We start from the raw sequence: 25909 nt of genomic DNA, 5'->3' as shown, positions 1-25909 counted from the left end.
CCCCGGTCTGTTTTCAAGCCGGCAGGCAGGGCGGACATGAGCCAGGATATTCGGGTTAAAATATGCGGTATTACACGGCCGGAGGACGCTCGCCTAGCGCTCAGGGCGGGCGCCCACGCCCTGGGGCTCGTTTTTTACGCTGCCAGCCCGCGGGCGGTGGAGGTCGAGCAGGCCAAAGCCATCGCCCGCACGGTGGGGCCTTTCGCGACGCTGGTGGGGCTGTTTGTGAACGCCACACCGGCCACGATAGAAGCCGTGTTGGACGAGGTGCCCCTGCAGCTGCTGCAGTTTCATGGCGATGAAACGAGCGACGAATGCAGTCGCTACGGACGTCCATATATCAAAGCGCTGCGTATGCGTCCTGAGTTGGATGTCATGGCCGCCATGGCTGATTATCCACACGCGTCTGGTTTTTTGCTGGATGCCTATCGAAAAGGGGTCCCCGGCGGCACCGGCGAGACCTTTGATTGGGAGCGGGTACCGCGGAACCCGCAGCGGCCCGTCATTCTCGCCGGTGGCCTGACCCCTGACAATGTCCGTCAGGCGATCCTCGCGACCCGCCCCTATGGCGTCGATGTCAGTGGCGGTGTCGAGGCGTCGCCCGGTCTCAAGGACGCCGGCAAAGTGAACCAGTTTATATTTAACGCCCTCAACGGTGATCAAGGTGAACTCTAAGACTCAAGCGTTTTCAAGCAAGCGGTACTCCGACACCGATTACAGCCAGTTTCCCAGCGCCGACGGCCACTTTGGCCCGTACGGCGGGCGGTTTGTGTCCGAGACTCTGATCTATGCCCTGGATGAACTCAAGCGCATCTACAATGACCTGAAAAACGATCCGGATTTTCAGGCGGAATTCGACAAGGATCTGGCCTACTACGTGGGTCGCCCGTCACCGCTGTACCATGCCGAGCGATGGAGCCGCGAGCTGGGCGGAGCCCAGATATACCTCAAGCGTGAAGACCTGAACCACACCGGTGCCCACAAGGTGAACAACACCATTGGTCAGGCGCTACTGGCCAAGTTCACAGGCAAACAGCGGGTCATTGCCGAGACCGGTGCGGGGCAGCACGGTGTGGCGTCGGCCACCGTGGCGGCCCGGCTTGGTCTCAAGTGCTGTGTGTACATGGGGGCCGAGGACGTACAGCGCCAGTCTCTCAATGTGTACCGGATGAAACTGCTGGGTGCCGAAGTCATTCCGGTGACCTCCGGCTCGCGTACGCTCAAAGATGCGATGAACGAGGCCATGCGGGACTGGGCCACCAACGTCGACGATACCTTCTACATCATCGGTACCGTGGCCGGCCCGCACCCCTATCCTCAATTGGTGCGCGACTTCCAGTCCGTGATCGGACGGGAAGCCCGGGCCCAGTGCCTGGAGCAGACCGGTCGTCTGCCCGATGCCCTGGTGGCCTGCGTGGGAGGCGGTTCCAATGCCATTGGCCTGTTTCACCCCTTCCTGGGGGATGACGGTGTCGAGATGTATGGTGTCGAGGCCGGGGGTGACGGCGTTGAGACCGGACGCCATGCCGCGCCGTTGAGCGCGGGTATCCCCGGGGTACTGCACGGCAACCGGACTTACCTGATGGAGGACGAGAACGGTCAGATCATCGAGACCCACTCGGTCTCCGCCGGTCTGGACTACCCGGGTGTCGGCCCGGAACACGCCTGGTTGAAGGACCAGGGGCGGGTCAACTATGTGGCCATCAATGACCAGGAAGCCCTGGCGGCGTTCCGTAAAACGACCCTGACCGAAGGTATCATGCCCGCGCTGGAGTCGAGCCATGCGCTGGCCTATGCCGAAAAGCTGGCGCCCACCATGCGCCCGGATCAGAGTATTGTTGTGAACCTCTCCGGCCGTGGAGACAAAGACATTCTTACCGTTGCAAAACTCGACGGCATCGAAGTGTAAGCGCTGAACCAGGATACAGAATTCATGAGTCGTATTGCCAAACGTCTGCAGGACCTGCGCTCGCAGGGAAGAAAAGCACTGGTGACCTACATCGTCAATGGGGATCCGTATCCCGAAGCCACGCTGCCAGCGATGCACGAACTGGTCAAACAGGGGGCCGATATTATTGAGCTGGGTGTTCCCTTTTCCGATCCGATGGCGGAAGGGCCCGTGATTCAACGTGGCCATGAACGGGCCCTGGAGCACAAAATCAGCTTGCGCGGCACACTCGAGCTGGTGCGGAAGTTTCGTGAGACCGACGCCGAGACGCCGGTGGTACTGATGGGGTACGCCAATCCGATCGAGCGCATGGGTTACGACACCATCGCGCAGTTGGCCTCCGAGGCGGGCGTCGACGGGCTGCTCACGGTGGACCTGCCGCCGGAAGAGGCGGAGCCGCTCAAGCGAGAGCTCTCGGCCGTGGGGATGGACAATATTCTGCTGTTGGCACCGACCACCAGTGTTGAGCGTGCCCGCCAGGTGTCAGCCCTTGCCAGCGGTTTTATTTACTATGTTTCCCTGAAGGGCGTTACCGGGGCGGGGCACCTGGACGTCGACGCGGTGAAGGCCAAGCTGGATGAGTTTGGTAAACTGACCGATCTGCCGCTGTGCATTGGTTTTGGGATCAAGGATCCCGAAACGGCCCGCAAGCTGTCGGCGCTGGCCGATGGTGTGGTGGTTGGCAGTGTATTGGTGAATACCATGGGCGAGCGATACGAGCAGTCGCCCGCGCAGATCGCCGCAGCGGTCGGTGATATCGTTGGCGGTATCCGTCAGGCGCTGGATGCCTGATCACCCCGGTTATTGAACACCCGAGTCGGGCCGAGGTGCCCGGTAAAGACTGAAAACCTCAAGATTTCGCAGAGAGAATCGACATGAGTTGGCTAGAAAAGATTGTACCGAGCATGGCCCGTGCGGACGGCAAGCGTGGTGGCAGCAAGGTACCGGAGGGGCTCTGGAAAAAGTGTGTGAAATGTCAGGCGGTGCTCTATCGTCCAGAGTTGGAACGTAACCTCGATGTGTGCCCCAAGTGTGATCATCACATGCGCATCGGCGCCAGAACCCGGTTGAACCTGTTTCTGGATGAGGACAACCGCCAGGAACTGGCGACCGAGGTTGAGCCGATCGACCGGTTGAAGTTCCGCGATGTGAAAAAGTACAAGGATCGTCTCTCAAGCGCCCAGAAAACCACCGGTGAGAAAGACGCCCTGGTCGCCATGAAAGGTCAATTGAAGGGCATGCCGGTCGTGGCGGTGGCGTTCGAGTTCGCCTTCCACGGCGGCTCCATGGGCTATGTGGTCGGTGAGCGCTTTGCCCGGGCGGCCAAGGTGGCACTGGAGGAAGATATCCCTCTGGTGTGTTTCTCGGCGACCGGTGGCGCCCGCATGCAGGAGGCGTTGATCTCTCTGATGCAGATGGCCAAGACGAGTGCCGTGATTGAGCGCCTGAAGCGCCAGGGTACACCTTACGTGTCGGTGATGACCGACCCCGTCTATGGTGGCGTCTCGGCGAGTCTGGCGCTGCTGGGCGACATCAACGCCGCCGAGCCTAACGCCCGGGCAGGCTTCGCCGGCCCCAACATCATTGAGCAGACCATTCGTCAGAAACTGCCCAAAGGCTTTCAGCGTAGCGAGTTCCTGCTCGACAAAGGCGCGATCGATATGATCATTCACCGCCGGGACATGCGCGATACTCTGGCGCGGCTGTTGGCCAAATTCACTCGCCGCGAGGCGGTCTGATTGGCATCAGCAATGCGCTTTGAGCGCCTGGACGACTGGCTGCATTGGCTGGAAAGCCATCACCCCACCGAAATAGAGCTCGGCCTGACACGCATTCGTGTAGTGGCCGAGCGCCTCGACCTGCTAACACCCCAAGCCCGGGTGATCAGTGTTGCCGGCACCAACGGCAAAGGTTCCTGTGTGGCTGCCTGCGCGGCGCTGTTGCAGGCGGCGGGGCAGCGGGTGGGCGCCTATACATCGCCCCATCTCCAGCGCTATAACGAGCGGGTCCGGGTTGACGGTGTGCCGGTCAGTGATGATGAGTTGTGCCGCGCTTTCGCTCGCATTGATGCCGCGAGCGCCGATACCAGTCTGACATACTTCGAGTTCGGGACGTTGGCGGCGCTGCTGATTTTCCGGGATCGGGCGGTGGATGTCATGGTCCTCGAAGTGGGCCTGGGCGGCCGCCTGGATGCGGTCAACCTGCTGGACGCCAACGCGGCGGTAGTAACCAGCGTCGACCTCGATCATCAGGCCTGGTTGGGCGATAACCGGGACAGTATCGGCCGCGAGAAAGCCGGCATTTACCGCACTGGACAGATTGCGCTGTGCGCTGACGATCAGCCGCCGGAAGGGTTGTTGGTGGCTGCCCGGGAACGCGGCGTTGCGTTGCAACGGGTTGGCGAGCAGTTCGGGTTTACGGTTCGGGAGGATCAGTGGTGCTGGTGGGGGCAGGGCCCTGCCGGTGAGCCTCAGCAGTGCCAGTTTGAACGGCCGGTGCTTCCCTGGCCGAGCCTTGCGGCGGCTCTTCAGGTGGTTGCGCAGTTGGGATATCAGGTTGAGCCACTGGCGCGGGCCTGTGAACTCGGCCGGCTCACCCTCCCTGGGCGCTATCAGGTTCGAGCCTGGGAGGGTCGGACGCTGGTTCTTGATGTCGCCCATAATCCCGCCGCCGCCAGGCACCTGGCGGCCCGTCTGGTCGATGACAGCGCAGGGGAGACCCATGTCGTCATCGGTATGATGGCCGACAAGGACCGGGTTGCCACCCTGGCGCCGCTGGCACCGATCATGGCATATTGCTGGCTGGTGTCTCTTCCGGACGTGCCCAGAGCCGCCACTGTGGTGCAATTGGCGAAAGACCTGGAGGGACTCGGCGTCTCGGCGAGCGGCTGTGGTACAGTAGCCGAACTGATGGCGAGACTGAGGCAAGAATCCAGGCCCGGAGATCGAATCGTGGTAATGGGGTCATTCTATACGGTCAGTGCGGCCCTCGACTGGTTTGAAGCCGAGAGTGCCCCGCCGGGCCCCGAGACACACGACGATCCTGTGCGCACTAATCTTGAGAGTAACCATGAATAGCGGCCTGAAGCAGCGCCTGGTGGGTGCGATCGTTCTTATCGCGATTGGAATTCTGGTGGTGCCCAGCATTCTGCGGGATCGGCAGGTCGAGCCGGTCAGTACCCAGACACTGATTCCCGATCGCCCCGCCGAGGAAACAATGGTTTTTGAGGCACCCACGGCGCCGGACAACATCGAACCGGCGCCGGAGCCGGATACCATGTTTATGCCGGAGGACACCTCGCAGCCGGTCGTAGACTCTCTGGAGGAAGCGCAGTCCGAGGCGGTTGCCGAACCGTCCGTTCCGGAAACCGGGGCGTCGACGGCTGATGTCGACGAGCGCACCGCCTGGGTGATTCAGGTCGCCAGTTTCCGTGATCCGGAAACCGCACGGGCGCTGCGGGACCGGTTGCAGGCGGATGGTTACCGGGCCTATGTGCGCTCCGCCAGCACCGACGCCGGGGCGGTCAGTCGGGTGTTTATCGGTCCCAAGGTGAGTCGCTCGGAGGCCGAATCGACCAAGGCGGCGATAGACCGGGCCCTCAAGGTCGACGCCTTGATTCTCCGTTTCGAACCTTGAGACGCTCTGGCGGCCCCGACGGGCGCCGGGGGTATCTGATCCAGAGAGCCTCTGCTAAAATGCGCGCGCAAGTAACCGGGGAGCTTTCCATAGCATGAGTCGGGCCAGCGAATGAACTGGGCAGATTGGGCCATACTGGGCATACTGTTGGTGTCCAGCCTCATCAGCATCAAACGCGGCTTTGTCAAAGAAGCCCTGTCGCTGGTCACCTGGCTTGTGGCCTTTGTGGTGGCTGTGCTGTTCGGCGATCGCCTGGCGGTGTTGCTCACGGACTTGATTCCCACCCCCTCTATTCGCGAAATGGCGGCCTTCGTCATTCTGTTTGCGGCGACACTGATTGTCGGCGCCATGGTGAATTACCTGATTGGCGAGCTGGTCCGGATGACCGGTCTGTCGGGCACCGACCGACTGTTTGGTATGCTGTTCGGGTTGGCCCGTGGTCTGGTCGTGGTCATGGCGCTGCTGATCCTGTTGCCCTCGATTATTCCCGTTGACCAGGACGAGTGGTGGCGCGAGTCGGCCCTGGTACCGCATTTTCTCGCGTTCGAAGGTTGGGCTCGCGCACTGGCGGCCGAGACAACCCGCTTCTTTTTTCAGTGGTTTTAACCCCGGGACGCCGCCCGGGGTGTTCCGATTTTTTATGACGTAAAGGTGGTTTTTCTATGTGCGGCATTGTGGGTATTGTGGGTAAAAGCGATGTCAATTTGCAGCTCTATGACGCGCTGACCATACTCCAACATCGCGGCCAGGATGCGGCGGGTATCATGACCTGTGACGGCGGCAAGCTGGCGCAGCAGAAAGCCAATGGTCTGGTGAAGGATGTCTTCCGGACCCGTCATATGCAGCGGTTGGTGGGCAATATCGGTATCGGCCATGTGCGCTACCCGACGGCGGGTAGCTCCGGTCCGGCGCTGGCTCAACCTTTTTATGTCAACTCGCCCTACGGTATCGCTCTGGCCCATAACGGCAACCTGACCAATGCGGACCAGCTCAGCGAAGAGCTGTTCAAAACCGACCTGCGTCATGTCAACACGGATTCCGACTCCGAGGTGTTGCTCAACGTGTTCGCCCACGAGCTGCAGTCCCAGGGGAAATTGCAGCCCAATGAGGACGATATTTTTGAAGCCATTGCCGGCGTTCATCGGCGGGTCAGTGGTGGCTACGCCGTTGTGTCAATGATTGCCCGCTACGGCCTGATCGCATTCCGCGATCCGAATGGTATCCGTCCCCTGGTCTATGGCAAGCGGGAAACGGCTGCCGGGACCGAGTACATGGTCGCCTCGGAAAGCGTCGCGCTGGATGTGCTCGGCTTTGACCTGATTGCCGATGTAGCCCCCGGTGAAGCGATCTACATCACCGCCGAGGGTGAGCTTCATCGCCGTCAGTGTGCCGAGAATACCCGGCTTCGCCCCTGTATTTTCGAACATGTGTACTTTGCCCGGCCTGACTCGATCATGGACGGTATTTCGGTGTACAAGGCGCGTTTGCGCCAGGGGGAAAAACTCGCGGAAAAAATTCTGCGCGAGCGCCCCGACCACGACATTGATGTGGTGGTGCCGATTCCGGACAGCAGCCGGGTGGCCGGGCAGGCATTGGCCTACAATCTGGGGGTAAAGTTCCGGGAAGGGCTGGTGAAAAATCGCTACATCGGGCGGACGTTTATTATGCCCGGCCAGCAGCAACGCAAGAAGTCGGTACGTCAGAAACTCAATGCCATCGAACTGGAGTTTCGGGGCAAGAACGTCCTGCTGGTGGATGACTCGATTGTGCGTGGCACCACTTGCCAACAGATTATCGAGATGGCCCGCGATGCGGGGGCCGCCAAGGTGTATTTTGCATCGGCGGCGCCACCGGTCATTTATCCGAATGTTTACGGCATCGACATGCCGACCGTAAAGGAGTTGATTGCGCACGGCCGCAGCCACGAGGAAATCTGCCGGGAAATCGGTGCCGACTGGCTGATCTATCAGGACCTTGAAGACCTGATTGCCGCCTCGGCCGAGGGCACCCGCACGGTTACCGAGTTTGACTGCGCGGTGTTCAACGGTGAGTATGTGACCGGTGATGTGGACGATGCCTACCTGGAAAAACTGGAAGCCGAACGCAACGACGGTGCCAAGAGTAGTGCTCACAAAAAGGCGACCAAGCCCGAGGCTACTCTGATCGGCCTGCACAATGATGTAGCGGAAAACCCCTGAAGAGAGCGATCATGACCGATTTCGACGACAGCTTGGACGGTGCCGGCCTGGACACGCTGGCCGTCCGTGCGGGTTGCCACCGCACGGCGGAGGGCGAGCACAGCGAAGCATTGTTCCTGACCTCCAGCTATGTATTCGGCAGTGCCCAGGAAGCGGCCGACCGTTTCTCCGGGGACGCACCGGGCAACGTCTACTCCCGCTACACGAATCCGACGGTGCGGGCCTTCGAGGAGCGTATTGCCGCTCTGGAAAAGGCCGAGAGTGCGGTCGCGACCGCCTCTGGCATGTCGGCCATTCTCAGCACCTGTATGGCACTGCTGCAGGTAGGGGATCATACCCTGTGCTCCCGGAGTGTATTCGGCACCACCACCGTACTGTTCACCAAGTACCTGCAGCGCTTCGGGGTGGCGGTGACCTTTGTGGACCCCACTGATCCGTCGGCGTGGGAGCGCGGTTTTCAGGCCAACACCCGGCTGGTGTTTGTGGAGACGCCCTCCAACCCCTTATGCGATGTGGTTGACCTTCAGGCTCTGGCCGACCTGACCCATATCCGGGGCGCGAAGCTGGTGGTGGACAACTGCTTCTGTACGCCGGCCCTGCAACGACCGATCGAGTTCGGCGCCGACCTGATCATTCATTCGGCGACCAAGTACATTGATGGCCAGGGACGATGCCTGGGGGGAGTGGTTGCCGGGGATCAGGACACCGTCAGTGAAGTGTTGGCGTTTGTCCGTAGCGCCGGCCCGACGTTGAGCGCCTTCAATGCCTGGGTTTTCCTGAAGGGGCTGGAAACCCTGCGTCTGCGGATGGAGGCCCACTCACGCAATGCACAGTCGTTGGCGGAGTGGCTTCAGCGTCAGCCCCAGGTGGAGCGTGTCTATTACGCCGGCTTGCCTGACCACCCCGGACACGAATTGGCGCGCAGACAACAGTCGGCCTTCGGTGGTGTCCTCTCCTTTCAGGTGAAAGGTGACCAGGCCGCCGCATGGCGGGTCATTGACAGCACCCGGATCTGCTCACTCACCGCCAATCTGGGCGATGCCAAAACGACCATCGTGCACCCGGCGACGACCACCCATGGACGCCTGACCCCCGAGCAGCGAGCCGAGTCCGGCATTGCCGATAATCTGATCCGGTTAGCGGTGGGCCTTGAGGATGTCGAGGATCTCAAAAACGATTTGTTGCGCGGGCTGTCCTGAGCCCGCTGAACCCACCAGAACAGGGCAGAGGGTCAATGCGGGATTTTATCCAGATAGTCGTCGATGAAATCGGCCAGGTATTGCTGGGCAAGGAAGACAAAATAAAACTCGCCCTGGCGTGTTTGCTGTCAGACGGGCATCTGTTGATTGAAGACCTGCCCGGTATGGGGAAAACCACCCTGGCTCATGCGCTCGCCAAGGTGCTGGGCTTGTCCTACCAGCGAATCCAGTTTACCAGCGATATGCTGCCCGCCGATATTATCGGTGTGTCGGTGTTCGAGCGGGAGCAGTCGCGCTTCAGCTTCCATCCCGGCCCGGTATTCACCCAGTTGCTGTTGGCCGACGAGATCAACCGGACCACGCCGAAAACCCAGAGCGCATTGCTGGAGGCCATGGAGGAGCGTCAGGTCACGGTGGAAGGGGAGACCCGTAAGCTCGAGGATCCCTTTTTCGTCATTGCCACCCAGAACCCCTTGTCCCAGATGGGTACCTTCCCGCTGCCGGAATCGCAACAGGATCGCTTTCTGATGCGCATCAGCCTCGGTTACCCCAGTGCGGATGCCGAGCGCCAGATGTTTCTCGGCGGCGACCCCCGTCAGCAACTGGCCGGAGTCAAAACCCGTCTTAACCCCGAGCAACTGCCCAAGATCCGGCACGCCGCCGAACAGGTCAAAACCTCAGACAGCCTGCTGGATTACCTGCAGCGACTGGTTCACCACACCCGGCACTCACCGGAGTTTGCCTGCGGACTCTCCCCACGAGGGGCCCTGGCCCTACTTCGTGCCTCCAAGACCTGGGCGTTCATGCACGGGCGCAACTACGTCATTCCTGAAGACCTTCAGACGCTGCTTCCTCCTGTGGTGGCGCACCGGATTGCCCCCGCCGCCAGCGGCACCGAGGGGCATGAGCAGGCGCTGATCACGGAGCTGTTAAACGCCGTTGACATAGTTTCCGTCTAATATAAATAATACAAATTAAAGTGGTTTTTCCACTGTTTGGCGGAAAAAACATCTTTCTGATCTAAAAATCCCTCTTTTTTAGTCCAAATTCTTTCTGATTATCGTTTAATTGTGTGATTATATGTCTACCAATTAACGTAGTATTGTAATACTATTTCCGATGCAGTTCTGTCTAACAATAAACGCAAGCAGAGGCATTAGATCATGAAGATACAACGACTATCCTGGGTGCTGGGGAGTACGCTGGTCCTGGCGGCCTGTGGCGGCGACAGTGACGACGGCGGATCCAGCTCATCCGTGGCATCCAGCTCCAGTTCAAGCGCGTCACAGGTGTCATCGAGCTCGTCTGAGTCTTCCAGCTCGTCGAGTCCCGCGCGAGTGGAGCCCCGGGCCAATCCCACCGTCAACAGCGAATTGATTCAGTACAACGATGTGGCGGTACACGATCCCTCGGTCTTCCGGGACGACGATGGCACTTACTATGTGGTCGGTTCCCACCTGGCGATGGCCAGCTCCCAGGATCTGATCACATGGACATCAGAGGCGCCGGGTATCGCGTTGGAGAATCCCGATCTCACCGATTACCCGCTGTTTGGCAACTACGAAACGGAAGTGGCCGAAGGCATCGAGTGGACCGGCGGTTACGTGGGTTCCTGGGCGTCGGACATCCGCAAGCTGGCCGACGGCAAGTACTACTTCTACTTCAATCACTGCACCAACCCGGCCAGCGGTGTCTGCGATGCGCCGCGTTCCTATCTCGGCCTGGCCACCTCGGAGGACAGCATTTTCGGTCCCTATGAAAATCAGGGCATCTTCCTCTGGTCCGGGCAGACGGACGCCGAAATTGATCAGGGCTACGGTGTGGGGGAGATTGAGTCCTACAACGGCAACATCCATCCCAATGCCATCGACCCTCACACGTTCCATGACAAGGATGGCAACCTCTGGATGATCTATGGCTCTTACGCGGGCGGTATTCACATCCTCGCCATGGATGAGTCGACCGGGCTGCCCGAACCGGGACAGGGCTACGGCAAGCATCTGACCGGGGGGGATCATAGCGCCATTGAAGGCACCTTTGTGCTCTACAGTCCCGAGACCGACTACTACTACATGTTCGCTTCCTTCGGCGGTTTTGTCTCGACCGACGGGTACAACATACGCATTGCCCGCTCGCGCACGCCCGATGGTCCCTATCTGGATGCCGAGGGTAATGACATGGCCCTGGCTCGGGGCGGCTGGGACGGTATTGCGCCCTATGGCGTCAAGCTGATGGGGGGCTTCAACTTCCGTTCCCGCACCGGTGACGACCACGGCAGCCGGGGTTACCTGGCACCGGGACACAACTCGGCGTACTACGACGAAGCCACCGGGCAGCATTTTCTGATCACCCATACCCGTTTCCCCGATCGGGGTGAGCAGCATGCCATTCGGGTCCATGAGCTGATGGCCACCGCCGATGGCTGGTTGGTCGCATCACCGCATCGGTACGCGCCCATTGAGGGCGACAATGTGGTGGACAGCGAGGATGTGGTCGGTGACTACCAGTTCATCAATCATGGCAAGGACATCAACCGGGAAGCGCGTCAGTCGCAGGCGATGACTTTGCACGACGACGGCACCATCACCGGCGAAGTGACCGGCACCTATCAGTTGGACCCGGAAGCGCTCAATCGCATCGCAATACAACTGGACGGCCTTGGCAGTTACGAGGGGCAGTTGCGCTGGCAGTGGGATGAACGCATTGCGGCACTGGTGCCAGCATTTTCGGCGGTGTCCGGTAGCGGTGAAAGTGTCTGGGGAACCCGTTTGCCCGCACAGTCGACAGCCGAGGTGTTGGCGGCGGTTGCCGCCGAGCTGACGCTGCCGGAAACCTTCAAAGGCGATGTACTGACGTTGCCCACCGATGGTATTCGCGGTGCCCAGATTCTCTGGGAGAGCAGCAATGAAGCCGTCATTGCGACCGATGGCCGGGTCGAGCGTCCCGCGCCGGGATCCGGTGATGCGTCGGTCAACCTCACCGCGACCATTCTGTATCAGGGCGAGCAGGAAACGGTCACGCTCGAGGTGTGGGTGCCCGAGCGTATGCCGTTCAACCGGGTGGCCCGATTCGAGTTTGAAAATGACCTGAGTGACAGTACCGGTCAGTTTGACGCCGCCGTGAGCACGGGTGATCGTATTCATAAAGTGGGTGAAGGCAACCTCAGTTACACCGCTGGCAGTGCCGGACAGGCGGTGTCGCTGGATGGTAGCAGCGGTGTGCGCTTCCCCGACGGCTTGATCAGCAATTATGAGTACACCCTGTCCCTGTGGGTGCGTCCCAACGTCATCACCCAGTTCTCGACATTGGTGTTTGGTGAAGTGCCGGGAGACGTCTCAGACCCGCTCGTTGAACCGAGCCAGTGGTTCAGCTTCCTGCCCAGTTCCTGGGACGAGAACGTCATGTTCTGGAGCCGGAATAACGATGCGTGGTTTGACGGTGCAACGGGCGAGACCATTCCCGCCGGAGAGTGGAGTCACCTGGCGGTGTCGGTCTCCCAGGGCTATGTGCGGGTCTATATCGACGGTCAGCAGGCGTACGCCGGTGGTTCGGTCGCGGATTTCTTTACCGACAATACCGGGCGTTTCGCTCTGGGCGTCAATTACTGGGATCTGCCTTTCAATGGCCTGGTGGACGAGTTCAATGTGTACGACGCCGCGCTCAGCGCCGCCGAAATCCAGGCATTGGATATTGATCGGCTGTCCACCTCGGAGCTGCTCGGCGTAGCCCGCGACCAGTTGACACTCGGCGATACCAGCGCAGTGATTGAAGACTTTTCGCTGCCGGTGAGCGGCCCGTTTGCGACCGCAGTCAGTTGGACCTCGTCAGACAGCGCCGTCGTTGAGGTCGAGGGGGCCACCGCACGAGTGACCCGGCCGGCGGCAAGCGATGCCGATGTGACTCTGACCGCGACCCTGAGTCTGGAGGGGCAATCGGTCACCCGCGACATTACGGTCACCGTTCTGTCGGAAGGTATGCCGGAGCCCGCCGCGCGCTTCAGCTTCGACGATCATCTCGACGATGCCACGGGCAACACGGGTTCCGGCATGGTGACCGGTAACCGGCTGGACAACACCGGTGGCTCGCTCAGCTTTGACGAGGGGCGGGTCGGTCGTGCACTCAGTCTCGACGGTACCTATGGGGTTGCACTGCCGGACAACCTGATTACCGATGCAACCTACACGATATCGGTGTGGCTCAATCCGTCCGCACTGACCCAGTTCACCACCGCTTTCTTCGGCGCGGCCTCTGCGGACAGTTGGATAAGCGTGGTGCCTAATGGCCCCGGTGACGGCAACACCATGCTCTGGTCGGGCACCGACTGGTTTGATGGCGATACCGGTACCCAGATTCCCACGGGTACCTGGACGCACTTTGTGGCGGTCAATAACGCGGGCAACCTGAGGCTGTATCTTGATGGCGAAGCGGTGTTCACCGGTGCGGGTTTCCCGGATGTGTTTACGCCCGCGGGAACCACGGTATTCGGGGTGGGCGTCAACTACTGGGATACCCCCTATGATGGGTTGGTGGATGAGCTGAGCATCTATGATGTGCCCCTGAGCGCAGAGGATGTGGCGGCCATATACAGCAGCGCACCCTAGTCCGTTATTCGCGACAGCAAAAAAGCCACCGGTCGATCGACCGGTGGCTTTTTTTAGGGGGGACAGGGTAAGGTAGCGGTCCGAGTCCGATGAATCACTGAGCCCTGATGCGTTTACCCGATACATTGACACACTGGTTCTGGCACTGGGTGGCGCGTCGCGCTCCTCGGGCCGAGTCGGTCCGTCTGCGCCACAAATCCATCTATGTCCTGCCCACGGCGCAGGGGATCGGCTTTCTGCTGGTCATCACACTGTTGTGGCTGTTGGGCACCAACTACGAAAACAATCTGGTGTTGGCTTCCGCATTTCTGTTGCTCAGCCTGATGTCGGTGTCGGTAGTGCATGCGTTTCGCAACCTGTCCGGATTGACCCTCTCGGTACAGCGAGCCCATCCCGCCTTTGCCGGCGAATGGGCTGAGTTTGACCTGCTGCTGCAACCTGCCTCGGGCTCGCGCCACGAGGCCCTGTTGCTCGGGTGGGATCGGGATCTGACCGTCGAAGCCGATGTGCCGGACCGGGCAGAGCGCACGGTGACGCTGGCATACCGCGCCCGCCGGCGAGGCTGGCTGGTTCCGGAGCGCCTCCGGGTACAGAGTTATTACCCTCTGGGGCTGTTTCGGGTCTGGTCCTGGGTTCACCTGGATGGGCGGGCGCTGGTTTACCCCGCACCGCGCTCCAGCGACCACCCGTCACAAGCGCATTTGAGCGGGGAGGTCGGTGAGCAACTCTCGGCGGAAAACCAGGAAGAGTTTCAGGGATTTCGCTCCTATCAGGTCGGCGCCCCGATGGCTCATGTGGCCTGGAAACTCTACGCCCGGGAGCAGGGACTCTATCTGAAAGATTATGCCGGCTACCAGAGTGAACAGGTCTGGCTGGACTGGGACGCGCTCCCGGGGCTGGATCAGGAAAGCCGACTGAGTCGGCTGTGCTTCTGGGCGGTGGAGTACGGCAAAACCTCCGCAGACTATGGGTTGCGCCTGCCGGGGCTGGACATCCCGCTGGGGCGCGGTCAGGCGCATCAGGAGCGGGTGCTGCGGGCCCTGGCGCTTTACGGTTTGCCGGAGTTGGCTGAGGGAGGGGTTCGTGGCTGAACGGGAACAGATTACCCGCACCAGTCTCGCCTGGCTGCTGGTGGCCCAGGCCGTTATTCTTCTGCCGCACTCGGTGCATGCGCCGCTCTGGCTGTGGGCCGGCTGGCTGTGCGTGATGGCCTGGCGCTGGCAGATTTTCCGGGGCGCCTGGAGTTTCCCCTCATTGTGGGTGCGCCTCGGGTTGATGGCGGGCTTCGGCGGCGGCCTTGTGATGAGTTACGGCGCCCGGTTTGATATGACGGCGATGGTCGGGTTGTTGCTGGCCGGCTTCATTCTCAAGTTACTGGAGCTGCGTCGTCGCCGGGATCTGCTGGTCACTGTCTATCTCGGCTACTTTGTTTCGGCGACCCAATTTCTGTTTCACTCAGGACCACTGGCGGGCGTGTATGGTGTCCTGTCCTTGTTGTTATTGACGGCGACGCTGTTGGCGGCGCATCAGTCGTTGGGCGATGTCCGCTTTTGGCCCAGTATGCGGCAGGCGGGGTGGTTGGTGCTGCAGGCGACGCCCCTCATGCTGGTTCTGTTTCTGGTCATTCCACGCACCGGCGCGCTCTGGTCGGTGCCCCAGGACCGCCGCGCCGCGACCACGGGCATCAGTGACAGCATGTCACCGGGGGATATCGGTGAGCTGGCGCAATCCAATGCGCTGGCTTTTCGGGTCACCTTCGACGGCGTGGCGCCACCGCCCAGAGATCGTTACTGGCGAGGCCTGGTGTTTTCCCATTTCGATGGTCGACAGTGGCAGCCCACCGACCGTCAGCAGGCGACGCACTTTCTGAGCCGGCGCGAGGAGGATGTTCAGCAGTGGATAAAACAGGTGGAACCCCAGGGTGAGCCTGTGGCCTATGAGGTCATGCTGGAGCCGACCCGCCAACCCTGGCTCTATGCCCTGGCGGCACCGGTCCGCTGGAGTGATGATATTGGAGTGGGGCAGGAGATGCGGCTGCAACGGGATGATCCAGTCATGCAGCGCACCGCTTACCGTGTTCAGTCGCACACCCGCTATGGGTTCCAGCGCTCCGGGCTGAGCGAGTGGGAGCGACGCCAGGAGTTGCAGTTGCCCCGGGACGCCAACCCGGAAACCCGGGCGACGGCCCGGCAGTGGGCGCGGGAAGCCAGCTCGCCCAGCGAACTGATAGAGCGCCTGATGGGGCTTTACCGGGAGCGGTTTCGCTACACACTGCGCCCACAGACTCTGGGGCAGCACAGCGTCGATGAATTTCTGTGGCAGACGCAAGAGGGCTTCTGCGAGCACTTCGCCAGCAGCTTTGTCTTTTTCCTGCGCGCGGCGGGCATTCCCGCCCGGGTGGTGGTGGGGTATCTCGGCGCCACCCACAATCCACTGGAGGATTATTGGACCGTCCGCCAGCGGGATGCGCACGCCTGGGCGGAAGTGTGGCTGGAGGGCGAAGGCTGGGTGCGCTTTGACCCGACCGGGGCTGTGGCACCGGAGCGAATCGAGCAAGGTCTGGACGTCTCGCTGAGTGCCACGGACGGCGACATGCTGCAGAGACCTTTTGGTGCCGATTTATCCTTGGTGATGCAACTGCAACTGCGCTGGGATGCGCTCAATTATGAATGGCACCGCTGGGTGCTCGGTTACGATCAGGGGCGCCAGGAAGCGTTTCTGGAAGATTGGCTCGGCGGCGCTGATCTGTGGCGGATCGCCCTGGCAGTGGTGCTGGCCGGTGCCTCGCTGGTGTCGGTGCTGCTGCTCTGGATGTTCTGGCGCCAACGCCCGCATTACCGCTATCCGGCCGATCGCCAACTGGCGCGCCTGGAGCGCAAACTGAGCCGCATGGGGTGTCCGCGCCAACGGGGAGAACCCCTGACCGCGCTGGCTCGCCGGTTGGGGCGCCAGCAGGCCGAACTGGAGCCGGCCCTGATCCGTATTGCGGATCTTTACGAGCGTGTGAGCTACGGCGACAACCGCGCCGCACTGACCGATCTGGCCCGCGCGGTGACGGCGTTCAGAGGCGCGCGTACGACGCCTGAAACCCCTCCTGCCTGATCCTGGTGCGCCCGCTTCGCCGGACGCCCGTTGATCGGGCAATTCTCCTGCATTGTGTTCTTATGTGGTGCACAACAGTGCCCGCTGTGCACAGTGTTGGTGCCAATTATCGATGGTTTTGCCCGGTGAATTCTTTAACTCATTGATATAAAAAGAAAAAATGTTGAGGCACGATTCCTGCTTTCCAAAGCGCTCTGCACTCTGGTGTAACGCCGTCTTCGGAGGTTCCGGTTGCCGGAATTGACCGGTCGGTGTTGCCCGTACTTTCAGTGGGTTGCCCTCGCTTGTCTGCACCGATCGGGGGCATTGCAGTGACTCAATAATAGTCGGCGACCTTGGGCCGACACACAAAATGAGGATGAGCGTATGAACAAGCGACCTGTCGCTTTCGGGTTGATCACCCTGGCACTGCTACCGGGTACCGCGCTGGCACAAGCGGAACTCAGTGGCGCCAATACCGCCTGGATCATGACGGCAACGGCCCTGGTTCTGTTTATGACCTTGCCCGGCTTGTCGCTGTTCTATGGCGGTCTGGTCCGGTCGAAAAATATTCTGTCGATTCTGATGCAGTGTTTCGCGATCGCCTGTATCGCCTCACTGATCTGGCTGGTGGCCGGGTACAGCCTGAGCTTCGGCGAAGGCAACGCCTGGATTGGCGACGCGAGCCGGATCCTGTTTTCGGGTATGGAGTCGGACTCCCTGTCTGGCGATATTCCCGAGAGCCTGTTCAGCCTGTTTCAGATGACCTTTGCCGTGATCACACCCGCGCTGATTGTGGGCGCCTTCGCCGAGCGGATGAAATTCTCGGCGGTCCTGATTTTCTCGACGCTGTGGCTGTTCGGTGTGTACTTTCCGATCTGTCACTGGGTCTGGGGCGGCGGCTGGTTGGGCGCCATGGGGGTACTGGATTTCGCCGGTGGTATTGTTGTGCACATTACCGCCGGGGTGGCGGCCTTGGTGGCGGCGCTGGTTCTGGGGCCACGGGACGGCTTCCCGAAAACCGCGATGCCTCCTCACAACATGACCATGACCGTCACCGGTGCCGGTATGCTCTGGGTGGGCTGGTTCGGCTTTAACGGTGGCAGCGCCCTGGCGGCCAATGGCGATGCCAGCATGGCGATGTTGGTGACTCACATCTCTGCCGCCGCCGGCTCGCTGGCCTGGATGACGATGGAGTGGGTGAAGTTCGGTCGCCCGAGCGTGCTGGGCATCGTGACCGGCATGGTCGCCGGTCTGGGCACCATCACCCCGGCGTCCGGCTTTGTGGGTCCCGGCGGTGCTCTGATTATCGGCGTTTCGGCAGGCATTGTCTGTTTCTACGCGACCCAGGCGATGAAGCGGGTGTTCAAGATTGATGATTCGCTGGATGTGTTTCCGGTACACGGGGTCGGCGGTATGCTGGGTACGCTGTTGGCCGGTGTCTTTGCTTCGACTCAACTGGGTGTGTTCAGTGGTCAGGGGTTTGCCGAGGGTATCGAGACGATGGGGCAGCAGTTCGGGGTCCAGGTGGTCGGCGTTGTTGTGGCAACGGTGTACACCGGGGTGGTGACCTTCATTCTGTTGAAAGTGACCGGTGTTCTGACCTCCGGATTGCGGGTGACTCGCGAAGAAGAATTGATTGGCCTGGATATTACCCATCATGAAGAGGAAGGGTATAAGTTGTAAAAGCCAGTTTTTCTAGCACCTTCTCATGGTGCTTCGTATTGTGTGGGTGTAACAATCTCGTTTGGCAACCCTGTAGGTTGTGCTGCGGGAGGGTAATCCCCCTCAACGGCCCGGGCGTGATGCAAACTCACGTAACAGCGTGTCTCAAAGGGGGCCTACCCTCCGGCAGCACACACTACAAAGTACGAGCAAGGAGAACCTCAGATAGCGTCCTGAAAGGCGATCAGGGCGGCCGTGACCGCTACGTTGAGTGACTCGACGCCGTTGTTCATCGGGATGGAAAGCTGGTGGTTGCAGTGCCTGGCCGTCTCCGCCGAAACCCCCTCCGTTTCATTGCCCAACACATAGACACTGCCACCGGTTGGTTTGAAGTTGCCCAGCGTCTGTTTCGCGTGCGATGACAGCGCGCAGATGGTGGCGCCGGTTTCTCTGAGATTGGCAAGCGCCTCGGGCAGAGTAGGGCAGTGAATGATCGGAGCCCGGAACACCGTGCCCGCGCTCGCCTTGATCACCAGAGCATCAATCTGTGCTCCGCCTTTTTGCGGTAACAGAATACCGTCCACATTACCCGCACACGCCGAACGGATGATCATCCCCAGGTTTTGCGGATTGGTGATCCGGTCCAGCGCCAACAGGCGGAAATCAGGGCGAGGCGGTTGCTTCAGAAACTGGTCGAGAGATTGATAAGCCCGGCACTGCAGATCCGCCGCCACCCCTTGATCCTGCTTGCTGTTTTTGGAGATCCGCGACAACGACTTGCGGTCATGGTAGTGAATATCCGCACCCTGTGACTTGGCGATTCCCACGATCTCATCGAGAATGCCGGTGGGTTTGTTGCTCTCGGCCAGGTGCAGGCGAAACAGTTTGACCGCCGGGTCGCGCAACGCCTCGAGCACCGGCTTGCGGCCATAGACCGTCAGCAACGAATCAAAAAACTGTTTCTTGGCTCGATAGGAGGCCGAGTCCTGATGGGGTTTGTCTGGCTTGGGCATAGTGACCGTCGTTGGAGAAATGTGGCTCCGGATTATAGCGTGTTGGCCACTTCGCTGTCTGTTTGGAGGGCAATGCAGTGTTTGGTGTGACGAGCCGGCTGTGCGGCTCGTCTTGACAGATCGCCCGGAAGCCGCGCTCGGTCCACCGTGCGATCAGGTTCGCAAATAGCAGTCTTCATCGTTGTCAATCAACGCCTGCAGAACGTGTCGCCGGGTAATGATGCCCACCAGCTTGCCATCACTGACCACCGGGTAGTTTTTGGGTTTTTCGCGCATCATCGTCTGGGCGAGTTCGACAATGCTGGTGTTGGGTGTGACGGTCAGCACGTTGTGACTCATCAGCTTACTGACACTGGCCGGTTCCTCGCAAAAAAAAGCATCGTTGAGCATTTCCTTGATGCAGTCCTGCTCCGATACGAAGCCCACGACCGCTTCGCGCTCATCAATAACCGGCACGCCGGTCAAGCCGCTCTTCAGTAACCGTTCGACCACCTCCGCTGTGTTGGCAGTTACTGAGATGGCATGGGTGGCCGGCTGCATGTAGTCTTTTACCAAAATGGAATGCATGGCTGACTCCTTTGTTTGCGGCAGGTAAAACCGTCTGTCTTCACCTTAAGGATAGCCGATAAAATGGCACTTGCGTTCCGGGGGCGCCTGCCCGGCTCACCGGTGGTGACAGAGCCTAAGGTAGGCGTGAACTGCGGTGGCCATGCCCATGGTCAGTGCGTCGACAGTCAGGGCGTGGCCAATGGACACCTCATCAATGCCCGGGATATGCAGAAACTGCCCGAGGTTATCCAGGTTCAGATCATGTCCGGCGTTGACTCCGAGTCCGATATGACGGGCGTGCTCGGTGGCGGCCCGGTATTGTTCCAGAAGCGTGTGCAACTCGGAATTGTGTGCTTTGTGCGCGGCCGCATACGGGCCGGTGTAAAGCTCGATCCGGTCGGCACCGATAGTGCGGGCCAGGTCGATCTGTGCCGGATCCGGGTCCATGAACAGACTGACCCGACACCCCAGTTCATGGAGTTCCTCAATGATGGGCCGCAGGGCATCGCCACTGCGGGTCAGGTCAAACCCATGGTCCGACGTCAGTTGATCATTGCTGTCCGGGACCAGAGTGCACTGGTGGGGTCGGGTCTGACGGACCAGAGCCATGAAGCCGGGGTAAGCGCCAATGGCCTCAGCGTTCGGGTTGCCTTCGATATTGAATTCGATACCCGGGTGTTGCTGAACCAGTTGATTGAGCGCAAACACATCGTCCGGTCGGATGTGGCGCTGATCCGGTCGAGGGTGAACGGTCAGGCCGTCGGCGCCGGCATCCAGACAGATCTGCCCGAACCTTGCCACATCCGGGTAGTTGCCCTCCCGGGAATTGCGGATCAGCGCGATCTTGTTCAGGTTGACACTCAGCTTGGTGGAATTCATGACGAGGGTTCCTTTCCATCCGCGCCATCCGCGGTGGTTTTGACATTGTCCGGCAACCGGCGAGCGTCCAGAATCCGGATGGGCACATTGGGAGCATCCGGAAACTGTTTGTAGTTGCCTTTCGGTGCCTCGACAATGGTGATCACGGTGTCGTAGCCGTCCACCACCTGCCCGAAGACCGTGTAGCCCGGCCGATCTTCAGTGGCATCGAGGCCCGGGTTGTGGTTCAGGTTGATGTAAAACTGGGATGTGGCGCTGTCCGGATCGCTGTGACGGGCCATCGCCAGGGTCATGGGCTTGTTGCTCAGGCCGTTATCCGACTCATTGACGATGGGGTCCCGTGGCGGCTTGCGGGTGAAGTCGTAGGTCAGGCCTCCGCCCTGGAGCACAAAACCGGGAATGACCCGATGGAAAATGGTGCCCTCGTAATAACCTTCATCGACGTAGCGCAGGAAGTTGTCCACGGTCGCGGGTGCCCGCTCAGGAAACAGCTCGAGGATGATGGTCCCCTCGTCCGTGGTCAGCTCGACCCGGGGTAGGGCGGTATCGGCCTCTGCCCGCAGCCCGGCAGACAGTGTGAGTAAACCAACCAGCGCCAGAAATCTCATGTGAAGGGTGACTCCTTCTAACGCCATTCGGATTGGCGACGACGTTTCCCGATCGCCTGCAATATCAGGGACAGAATGACGCCGGCAATCAGAATGCCGCCACCAAAGAGCCAGTCCTGGTAGCGACGATCCCGTTTCAGTCGCTCGTTATCGGCCTGAATGACGTCGTATCGGGTCTGCAGTACCTGATAGTTCTCACTCAACTCCTGGTGTTGCTCGTGCAGTCCCACCGCGTCGGACGACAGGGTGCGCAGTTGTTCATGCTCCTCTTGGAGCGCTTCGTATCGGGTGCGCACATCGGCCAGTTCGCTCTCCAGCTGCGCCACCTGCTGTTGTGCCTCGGTCAATTGATCGCGCAGGGCCTGACTTTCGCGAGCGGCGTTTTGTGCACGCTGCTCGGCTCGACTCAGTTTGAGTTCTGCCGTGGGCTCGTCCAACAGGAACTGGCTGCGGATCCAGCCTTCCTCGCCGTCCTCCAGACGGACCAGACTCCAGTTTTCACCGTCGCTGCTCTGTTCTTCGCGGACCAGCTCCATGCGGGTGCCACTGCGCAGTCCGCTGTGCACGATCCGGTATTGATTGCCCATGCCGCTGCGCAGCGGCACGTAGAGCACGTCGGAAATATAGCGGTCCTGAGCCTGGGCCGAGACACTCAATAACGGCGAGGCCAAGGCAATGAGGCATAGACTGATCAGAAGTTTGTTCACGCTGATACCCGTAGTCTTATGGAAGTAGGTTTAAACGTCGGGATTGTACGCCAAAGTCGGCACAAACCAAGTGGCACAGGCCACAAATTTCGGCCTCAAGGGTCCAGGGTGTGCCGCTGTCACCGTCACGGTAGTACCCGCTTGAACGGCTTGACGGCGACCCTGGCATAGACGCCGGCGGCGACGTAGGGATCCGCGTCCGCCCAGGCCCGGGCTTCCTCCAGTGAGGCAAACTCGGCGACCACCAGGCTGCCGGTAAAACCGGCCGGGCCGGGGTCTTCACTGTCGGTGGCGGGGTGAGGCCCGGCAAGCAACAGGCGACCCGCTTCTTTCAGGGCGTTCAGTCGGGCCAGGTGATCCGTACGAGCGCCTTTGCGTTTCTCCAGGCTATCGGGCACATCTTCACTGATTATGGCATAAAACATGGTGGCTCCTTGAGTGCATGGGTTCCGGGTCAGTCGTTGCTTCCGTCGTTGATGACTTCGTCCAGGCCCAGATGGGTCAGGTGTCGAATCCGGCGGAATAAGTAGAACAGGGCGAACATCATGACCAGCATGGCGGGGACGGCAATGACCGGAAAGCTGAGTGCCGTCATTTTACCCAGCTCCTCGTTGAAAGCGACGGTGCCGGGATCGCTCACCAGAATGAGCTTGGCCAGGAGATAGTTCAAAAACGACGAGAGGAAAAACGAACCCGCAATGAGATAGGACGCATTGCGCAGGGTCCGCTCAAAGGCTGTCTCATTGCCGTACTCGCGCAGAGCGGCGGCGACCTTGTGGACCTTGAGCACTTTGTCGTTGTACAGAAACGTCTTGACCAGCGGGTACCGGGTTTTCAGCGAAAGCAGGGTGGCCAGACCGATCAGACCGGGGATGGCGGCCTCCTTGATGGCAATGTACTGTGGATCCAGCTCCAGTAGGCTGATACCGCCGGTCAGCAGAATACTGACAAACCCCAGTGCGGAAAACACATTGAGCTTGCGGCTGACCATAAAATCCCGCGCGCCATAGACCAGCGGGAAGGCAAGGGCGACCACAATGCCCATTTTGATCCCCAGGTGCTCCTCACCGCTGAATTTGGTCAGAATGATGGTGGGAATCACAATATTCAACAGCAGGTTGGCCAACAGGCTTTCCCGCTTGGGGTTGGGTCCGAGCTTGGTGGATTTCTCGGTGACGCTGTCGCTGTCGGTCATTCAGGCCTCGATGTTGTAAGTCAGGGGTTGCAAGGTTCGTTGGCTCCCGGGCGTTCAGACGTGCCATAATGCCGCTTTTACGGCGGGAGCCCTGTTTTTGTACGATTTACACAGCCACAGTCACTGCTCAGACGGTATTTTAAGCCCTGAGGCGCTGATGTCGAGAGCCAGGGCGCAGGGTGTGTCCGCGCTGGCGTTGACCGACCACGATACCGTCGAGGGTGTGAACCGGGCCCGGCTCGCCGCAGCCGATGTCGGTCTGACACTGATTCCCGGTATTGAGTTCTCCAGCCAGTGGGGCAAAGGCGGCGTCCATATTGTCGGGCTGGGCATCGATATCGAGTCGCCGGACCTGCAGGCGGCCATACAGGCGCAGCAGCAGGCCCGGCAGAGTCGGGCGGAGGCGATTGCCGAACGGCTTGAGCAACTGGGCATTCCCGGTGCACTGGCCGGGGCCCGGAGCGAATCCGGCGGTGGCCAGCTGGGACGCCCCCACTTTGCCCAGTTTCTGGTGGCTCAGGGTAAAGTAAAGGACGTGGGGGCCGCCTTCAAGAAGTATCTCGGCGCCGGTAAACCGGCCGATGTGAAATTTCAGTGGCCGGGTATTGAACAGGTGATTGGCTGGATTCACGGGGCCGGTGGCCTGGCGGTGCTGGCCCATCCGAAGAAATACACTCTGACCCGGACCAAAATGTGTGCCCTGATTTCGGATTTCGCCGACCTCGGTGGCGATGCCCTGGAGGTGGTCAGCGGACAGCAACCCTCAGGCGTTGCCGAGGATCTGGCCCGTATCGCCGAGCGGGAGGGGCTCGCGGCCTCCTGTGGCAGTGATTTTCACCGGCCGGATGCCCCCTGGCAGGAGTTGGGGAATTTCGGCCCCTTGCCGGAGCGCTGCCGGCCCGTGTGGGAACTTCCCGGTTTTGCAACGTGATTGACCCGCACGAGGGCAGCTACACCCATGACAACAAGAGCACGATTATGGCCCAGTATTTTCAGATTCATCCGGACAACCCCCAGGATCGCCTGATCCGCCAGGCGGTCGATATCATCCGCAGTGGAGGCATCATCGCTTACCCCACCGATTCGGCCTATGCTCTGGGCTGCCATGTCGGTGACAAAAACGCATTGGATCGCATTCGCCAGATGCGTCGCCTGGACAAGCATCACAACTTTACCCTGATGTGTCGGGACCTCTCCGAGCTGGCGACCTTTGCCCGGGTGGACAATCAGGCCTTTCGCCTGCTGAAAAACCACACCCCGGGCCCTTTCACCTTTATCCTTCCGGGCACCTCGGAGGTGCCTCGCCGGCTGATGCACCCGAAAAGAAAGACCATCGGCCTGCGGGTGCCGGACAACCGGATTGCGCTCGCGCTGATGGAGGCACTGGGTGAACCCTTGATGAGCAGCAGCCTGCTGCTGCCCGGCGATGAGCTGCCCATGAGCGATCCGGAGGATATCCGCGACCGGCTCGAACATCAGGTGGAGCTGGTCATTGATGGCGGCAACTGTGGGCTGGAACCGACCACCGTCATTGATCTGACCGGCCCTGTGCCGGAGGTGACCCGTCAGGGCAAGGGCGATGCCTCGGCGTTTATTCCCGATTAGCGTCCGTGCACCGGTCTCGAGTAGGCCCCAGCCGGTTAAATCGTTATAATGCCCGGCCGGCGGCGTCGTGCCGCGGGCCCGTCAACCCGTTATCCATCCCGAGTACCCTCGGGGCGAGAGAGTGAATGAGTTCATCCGCAGACAATACGGCCGAAACAGCCGAGCGCGACGACCCGGCAGAACAGCCGGCGGCTGAGTTGACGCATCGCCCCAGCCAAGGGGAAATGCCCTTTGCGATTGTTCAGGGCAAGGCGTACACCGAGCTGCCAAAGGATCTGTACATTCCGCCGGACGCGCTGGAAGTGTTCCTAGAGGCATTCGAGGGCCCGCTGGATCTGTTGCTGTACCTGATCCGGCGACAGAATCTGGACATTCTGGATGTCGATGTGTCCGAAATCACCCGCCAATACATGGCCTATGTGGAGTTGATGGACGCGGCGCACTTTGAATTGGCGGCCGAGTATCTGGTGATGGCGGCCATGCTCGCGGAGATCAAGTCGCGGATGCTGCTGCCTCGTTCCAGCGAGGAAGAAGAGGACGAAGAGGATCCCCGGGCCGCGTTGATTCGTCGCCTCCAGGAGTACGAGCGCTTCAAGGAGGCGGCCGAGGATCTGGATGAACTGCCCCGCGTGGGGCGCGAGGTATTCCAGGCCAGCGCGGAGGCACCGGACCGCAATCTGACTCGCCCCGACCCGGATGTTGAGCTCAAGGAGATTCTCCTGGCTCTATCTGAGGTGTTGCGCCGGGCCGACATGTTTGAAAGTCACCATGTGGAAAAGGAAAAGCTGTCCACTCGCGAGCGGATGGCCCAGGTGCTGGACCGGTTGGCCCACAATCAGTTTATGCCCTTTGTTGCCCTGTTCCGCGTGGAGGAAGGTCGTCTCGGCGTTGTGGTGACCTTTCTGGCGGTCATGGAACTGATCAAGGAATCCCTGGTGGAGATAGTCCAGAGCGAGCCGTTTGGCCCCATTCACGTAAAGGCCCGGGTGCAGTAGCCATGCCCGGGTACTCCCGATCAATCAGTG

General features: G+C 60.5%; 24 protein-coding genes. 17 read left to right on the top strand and 7 right to left on the bottom strand.

The window, feature by feature from the left end:
• Positions 1-36 precede the first annotated feature (36 nt).
• From OOT55_RS06140 to OOT55_RS06075, 14 genes are all read left to right on the top strand, one after another.
• Positions 37-675, top strand: coding sequence for a phosphoribosylanthranilate isomerase (locus tag OOT55_RS06140; RefSeq protein WP_265368248.1), 639 nt, complete (start codon positions 37-39; stop codon positions 673-675).
• The gene (trpB, locus tag OOT55_RS06135) at positions 665-1909 is read left to right on the top strand and encodes a tryptophan synthase subunit beta (RefSeq protein ID WP_265368247.1); all 1245 of its coding nucleotides are present in this window, start codon (positions 665-667) and stop codon (positions 1907-1909) included. The genes OOT55_RS06140 and trpB overlap by 11 nt, the downstream gene beginning before the upstream one ends.
• A 24-nt stretch (positions 1910-1933) precedes the next feature.
• Entirely contained in the window at positions 1934-2740 is an 807-nt protein-coding gene (gene trpA / locus OOT55_RS06130; RefSeq protein ID WP_265368246.1) for a tryptophan synthase subunit alpha, read from the top strand.
• A gap of 83 nt (positions 2741-2823) precedes the next feature.
• Positions 2824-3687 carry an acetyl-CoA carboxylase, carboxyltransferase subunit beta gene (gene accD, locus OOT55_RS06125; protein WP_265368245.1) on the top strand — a complete coding sequence of 288 codons (864 nt, stop codon included), beginning with the start codon at positions 2824-2826 and terminating at the stop codon, positions 3685-3687.
• Entirely contained in the window at positions 3688-5025 is a 1338-nt protein-coding gene (folC, locus tag OOT55_RS06120) for a bifunctional tetrahydrofolate synthase/dihydrofolate synthase (protein WP_265368244.1), read from the top strand.
• Complete coding sequence (locus tag OOT55_RS06115; protein WP_265368243.1) at positions 5018-5584, top strand: SPOR domain-containing protein; 567 nt, start codon at positions 5018-5020, stop codon at positions 5582-5584. The genes folC and OOT55_RS06115 overlap by 8 nt, the downstream gene beginning before the upstream one ends.
• Before the next feature lie 111 nt (positions 5585-5695).
• Positions 5696-6190, top strand: a complete 495-nt coding sequence (locus OOT55_RS06110; RefSeq protein WP_265368242.1) for a CvpA family protein — start codon at positions 5696-5698, stop codon at positions 6188-6190.
• Between the two features lie 56 nt (positions 6191-6246).
• Complete coding sequence (gene purF / locus OOT55_RS06105; protein WP_265368241.1) at positions 6247-7782, top strand: amidophosphoribosyltransferase; 1536 nt, start codon at positions 6247-6249, stop codon at positions 7780-7782.
• Positions 7783-7793: 11 nt separating this feature from the next.
• The gene (locus tag OOT55_RS06100) at positions 7794-8981 is read left to right on the top strand and encodes an O-succinylhomoserine sulfhydrylase (RefSeq protein ID WP_265368240.1); all 1188 of its coding nucleotides are present in this window, start codon (positions 7794-7796) and stop codon (positions 8979-8981) included.
• Positions 8982-9016: 35 nt separating this feature from the next.
• On the top strand, positions 9017-9940 hold the full coding sequence (locus tag OOT55_RS06095) for an AAA family ATPase (protein ID WP_265368239.1): 924 nt from the start codon (positions 9017-9019) through the stop codon (positions 9938-9940).
• A gap of 204 nt (positions 9941-10144) precedes the next feature.
• Positions 10145-13582 (top strand): LamG-like jellyroll fold domain-containing protein, encoded by a 3438-nt coding sequence (locus tag OOT55_RS06090; protein WP_265368238.1) that lies wholly within the window; start codon positions 10145-10147, stop codon positions 13580-13582.
• A gap of 107 nt (positions 13583-13689) precedes the next feature.
• Positions 13690-14673, top strand: a complete 984-nt coding sequence (locus OOT55_RS06085) for a DUF58 domain-containing protein (protein ID WP_265368237.1) — start codon at positions 13690-13692, stop codon at positions 14671-14673.
• Entirely contained in the window at positions 14666-16684 is a 2019-nt protein-coding gene (locus OOT55_RS06080) for a transglutaminase TgpA family protein (RefSeq protein WP_265368236.1), read from the top strand. The genes OOT55_RS06085 and OOT55_RS06080 overlap by 8 nt, the downstream gene beginning before the upstream one ends.
• A 366-nt stretch (positions 16685-17050) precedes the next feature.
• Positions 17051-18349 (top strand): ammonium transporter, encoded by a 1299-nt coding sequence (locus OOT55_RS06075; protein WP_265368235.1) that lies wholly within the window; start codon positions 17051-17053, stop codon positions 18347-18349.
• A gap of 200 nt (positions 18350-18549) precedes the next feature.
• Here the strand turns inward: OOT55_RS06075 and OOT55_RS06070 are convergent, their stop codons facing one another.
• From OOT55_RS06070 to OOT55_RS06040, 7 genes are all read right to left on the bottom strand, one after another.
• Entirely contained in the window at positions 18550-19341 is a 792-nt protein-coding gene (locus OOT55_RS06070; protein ID WP_265368234.1) for a TrmH family RNA methyltransferase, read from the bottom strand.
• A 153-nt stretch (positions 19342-19494) separates the two neighbouring features.
• Entirely contained in the window at positions 19495-19908 is a 414-nt protein-coding gene (locus OOT55_RS06065; RefSeq protein WP_265368233.1) for a CBS domain-containing protein, read from the bottom strand.
• Between the two features lie 96 nt (positions 19909-20004).
• Positions 20005-20769, bottom strand: a complete 765-nt coding sequence (locus OOT55_RS06060) for a pyridoxine 5'-phosphate synthase (protein ID WP_265368232.1) — start codon at positions 20767-20769, stop codon at positions 20005-20007.
• The gene (locus OOT55_RS06055; RefSeq protein ID WP_265368231.1) at positions 20766-21377 is read right to left on the bottom strand and encodes a peptidylprolyl isomerase; all 612 of its coding nucleotides are present in this window, start codon (positions 21375-21377) and stop codon (positions 20766-20768) included. Before OOT55_RS06055 ends, OOT55_RS06060 begins: the two co-directional genes overlap by 4 nt.
• A gap of 17 nt (positions 21378-21394) precedes the next feature.
• Positions 21395-22084 (bottom strand): TIGR04211 family SH3 domain-containing protein, encoded by a 690-nt coding sequence (locus OOT55_RS06050; protein ID WP_265368230.1) that lies wholly within the window; start codon positions 22082-22084, stop codon positions 21395-21397.
• 125 nt (positions 22085-22209) lie between these two features.
• Positions 22210-22509 carry a YciI family protein gene (locus OOT55_RS06045; protein WP_265368229.1) on the bottom strand — a complete coding sequence of 100 codons (300 nt, stop codon included), beginning with the start codon at positions 22507-22509 and terminating at the stop codon, positions 22210-22212.
• A 29-nt stretch (positions 22510-22538) separates the two neighbouring features.
• Complete coding sequence (locus tag OOT55_RS06040; RefSeq protein ID WP_265368228.1) at positions 22539-23279, bottom strand: VC0807 family protein; 741 nt, start codon at positions 23277-23279, stop codon at positions 22539-22541.
• Positions 23280-23376: 97 nt separating this feature from the next.
• On the opposite strand from OOT55_RS06040, the gene OOT55_RS06035 reads away from it, so the two are divergent.
• The 3 genes from OOT55_RS06035 (at position 23377) to OOT55_RS06025 (ending at position 25879) form a co-directional block, all read left to right on the top strand.
• Positions 23377-24210: a PHP domain-containing protein gene (locus OOT55_RS06035; RefSeq protein WP_265368227.1), complete on the top strand. Its 834-nt coding sequence runs from the start codon at positions 23377-23379 to the stop codon at positions 24208-24210.
• 47 nt (positions 24211-24257) lie between these two features.
• The gene (locus tag OOT55_RS06030; protein WP_265368790.1) at positions 24258-24884 is read left to right on the top strand and encodes an L-threonylcarbamoyladenylate synthase; all 627 of its coding nucleotides are present in this window, start codon (positions 24258-24260) and stop codon (positions 24882-24884) included.
• A 125-nt stretch (positions 24885-25009) separates the two neighbouring features.
• A complete protein-coding gene (locus OOT55_RS06025; RefSeq protein WP_265368226.1) occupies positions 25010-25879 on the top strand; it encodes a segregation and condensation protein A in 870 nt (289 codons plus the stop codon).
• Positions 25880-25909: the final 30 nt, after the last annotated feature.

The organism is Marinimicrobium sp. C6131 (assembly GCF_026153455.1).
Classification (GTDB): Bacteria; Pseudomonadota; Gammaproteobacteria; order Pseudomonadales; family Cellvibrionaceae; genus Marinimicrobium.
This window is presented reverse-complemented; position numbering and strand designations above follow the sequence as displayed.

Coding starts and splice junctions, on each gene's coding strand:
- OOT55_RS06140 (WP_265368248.1), top strand. CDS start 37: ATGAGCCAGGATATTCGGGTTAAAATATGCGGTATTACACGGCCGGAG.
- trpA (WP_265368246.1), top strand. CDS start 1,934: ATGAGTCGTATTGCCAAACGTCTGCAGGACCTGCGCTCGCAGGGAAGA.
- accD (WP_265368245.1), top strand. CDS start 2,824: ATGAGTTGGCTAGAAAAGATTGTACCGAGCATGGCCCGTGCGGACGGC.
- OOT55_RS06115 (WP_265368243.1), top strand. CDS start 5,018: ATGAATAGCGGCCTGAAGCAGCGCCTGGTGGGTGCGATCGTTCTTATC.
- OOT55_RS06110 (WP_265368242.1), top strand. CDS start 5,696: ATGAACTGGGCAGATTGGGCCATACTGGGCATACTGTTGGTGTCCAGC.
- purF (WP_265368241.1), top strand. CDS start 6,247: ATGTGCGGCATTGTGGGTATTGTGGGTAAAAGCGATGTCAATTTGCAG.
- OOT55_RS06100 (WP_265368240.1), top strand. CDS start 7,794: ATGACCGATTTCGACGACAGCTTGGACGGTGCCGGCCTGGACACGCTG.
- OOT55_RS06095 (WP_265368239.1), top strand. CDS start 9,017: ATGCGGGATTTTATCCAGATAGTCGTCGATGAAATCGGCCAGGTATTG.
- OOT55_RS06090 (WP_265368238.1), top strand. CDS start 10,145: ATGAAGATACAACGACTATCCTGGGTGCTGGGGAGTACGCTGGTCCTG.
- OOT55_RS06085 (WP_265368237.1), top strand. CDS start 13,690: ATGCGTTTACCCGATACATTGACACACTGGTTCTGGCACTGGGTGGCG.
- OOT55_RS06075 (WP_265368235.1), top strand. CDS start 17,051: ATGAACAAGCGACCTGTCGCTTTCGGGTTGATCACCCTGGCACTGCTA.
- OOT55_RS06070 (WP_265368234.1), bottom strand. CDS start 19,341: ATGCCCAAGCCAGACAAACCCCATCAGGACTCGGCCTCCTATCGAGCC.
- OOT55_RS06065 (WP_265368233.1), bottom strand. CDS start 19,908: ATGCATTCCATTTTGGTAAAAGACTACATGCAGCCGGCCACCCATGCC.
- OOT55_RS06060 (WP_265368232.1), bottom strand. CDS start 20,769: ATGAATTCCACCAAGCTGAGTGTCAACCTGAACAAGATCGCGCTGATC.
- OOT55_RS06055 (WP_265368231.1), bottom strand. CDS start 21,377: ATGAGATTTCTGGCGCTGGTTGGTTTACTCACACTGTCTGCCGGGCTG.
- OOT55_RS06045 (WP_265368229.1), bottom strand. CDS start 22,509: ATGTTTTATGCCATAATCAGTGAAGATGTGCCCGATAGCCTGGAGAAA.
- OOT55_RS06040 (WP_265368228.1), bottom strand. CDS start 23,279: ATGACCGACAGCGACAGCGTCACCGAGAAATCCACCAAGCTCGGACCC.
- OOT55_RS06030 (WP_265368790.1), top strand. CDS start 24,258: ATGGCCCAGTATTTTCAGATTCATCCGGACAACCCCCAGGATCGCCTG.
- OOT55_RS06025 (WP_265368226.1), top strand. CDS start 25,010: ATGAGTTCATCCGCAGACAATACGGCCGAAACAGCCGAGCGCGACGAC.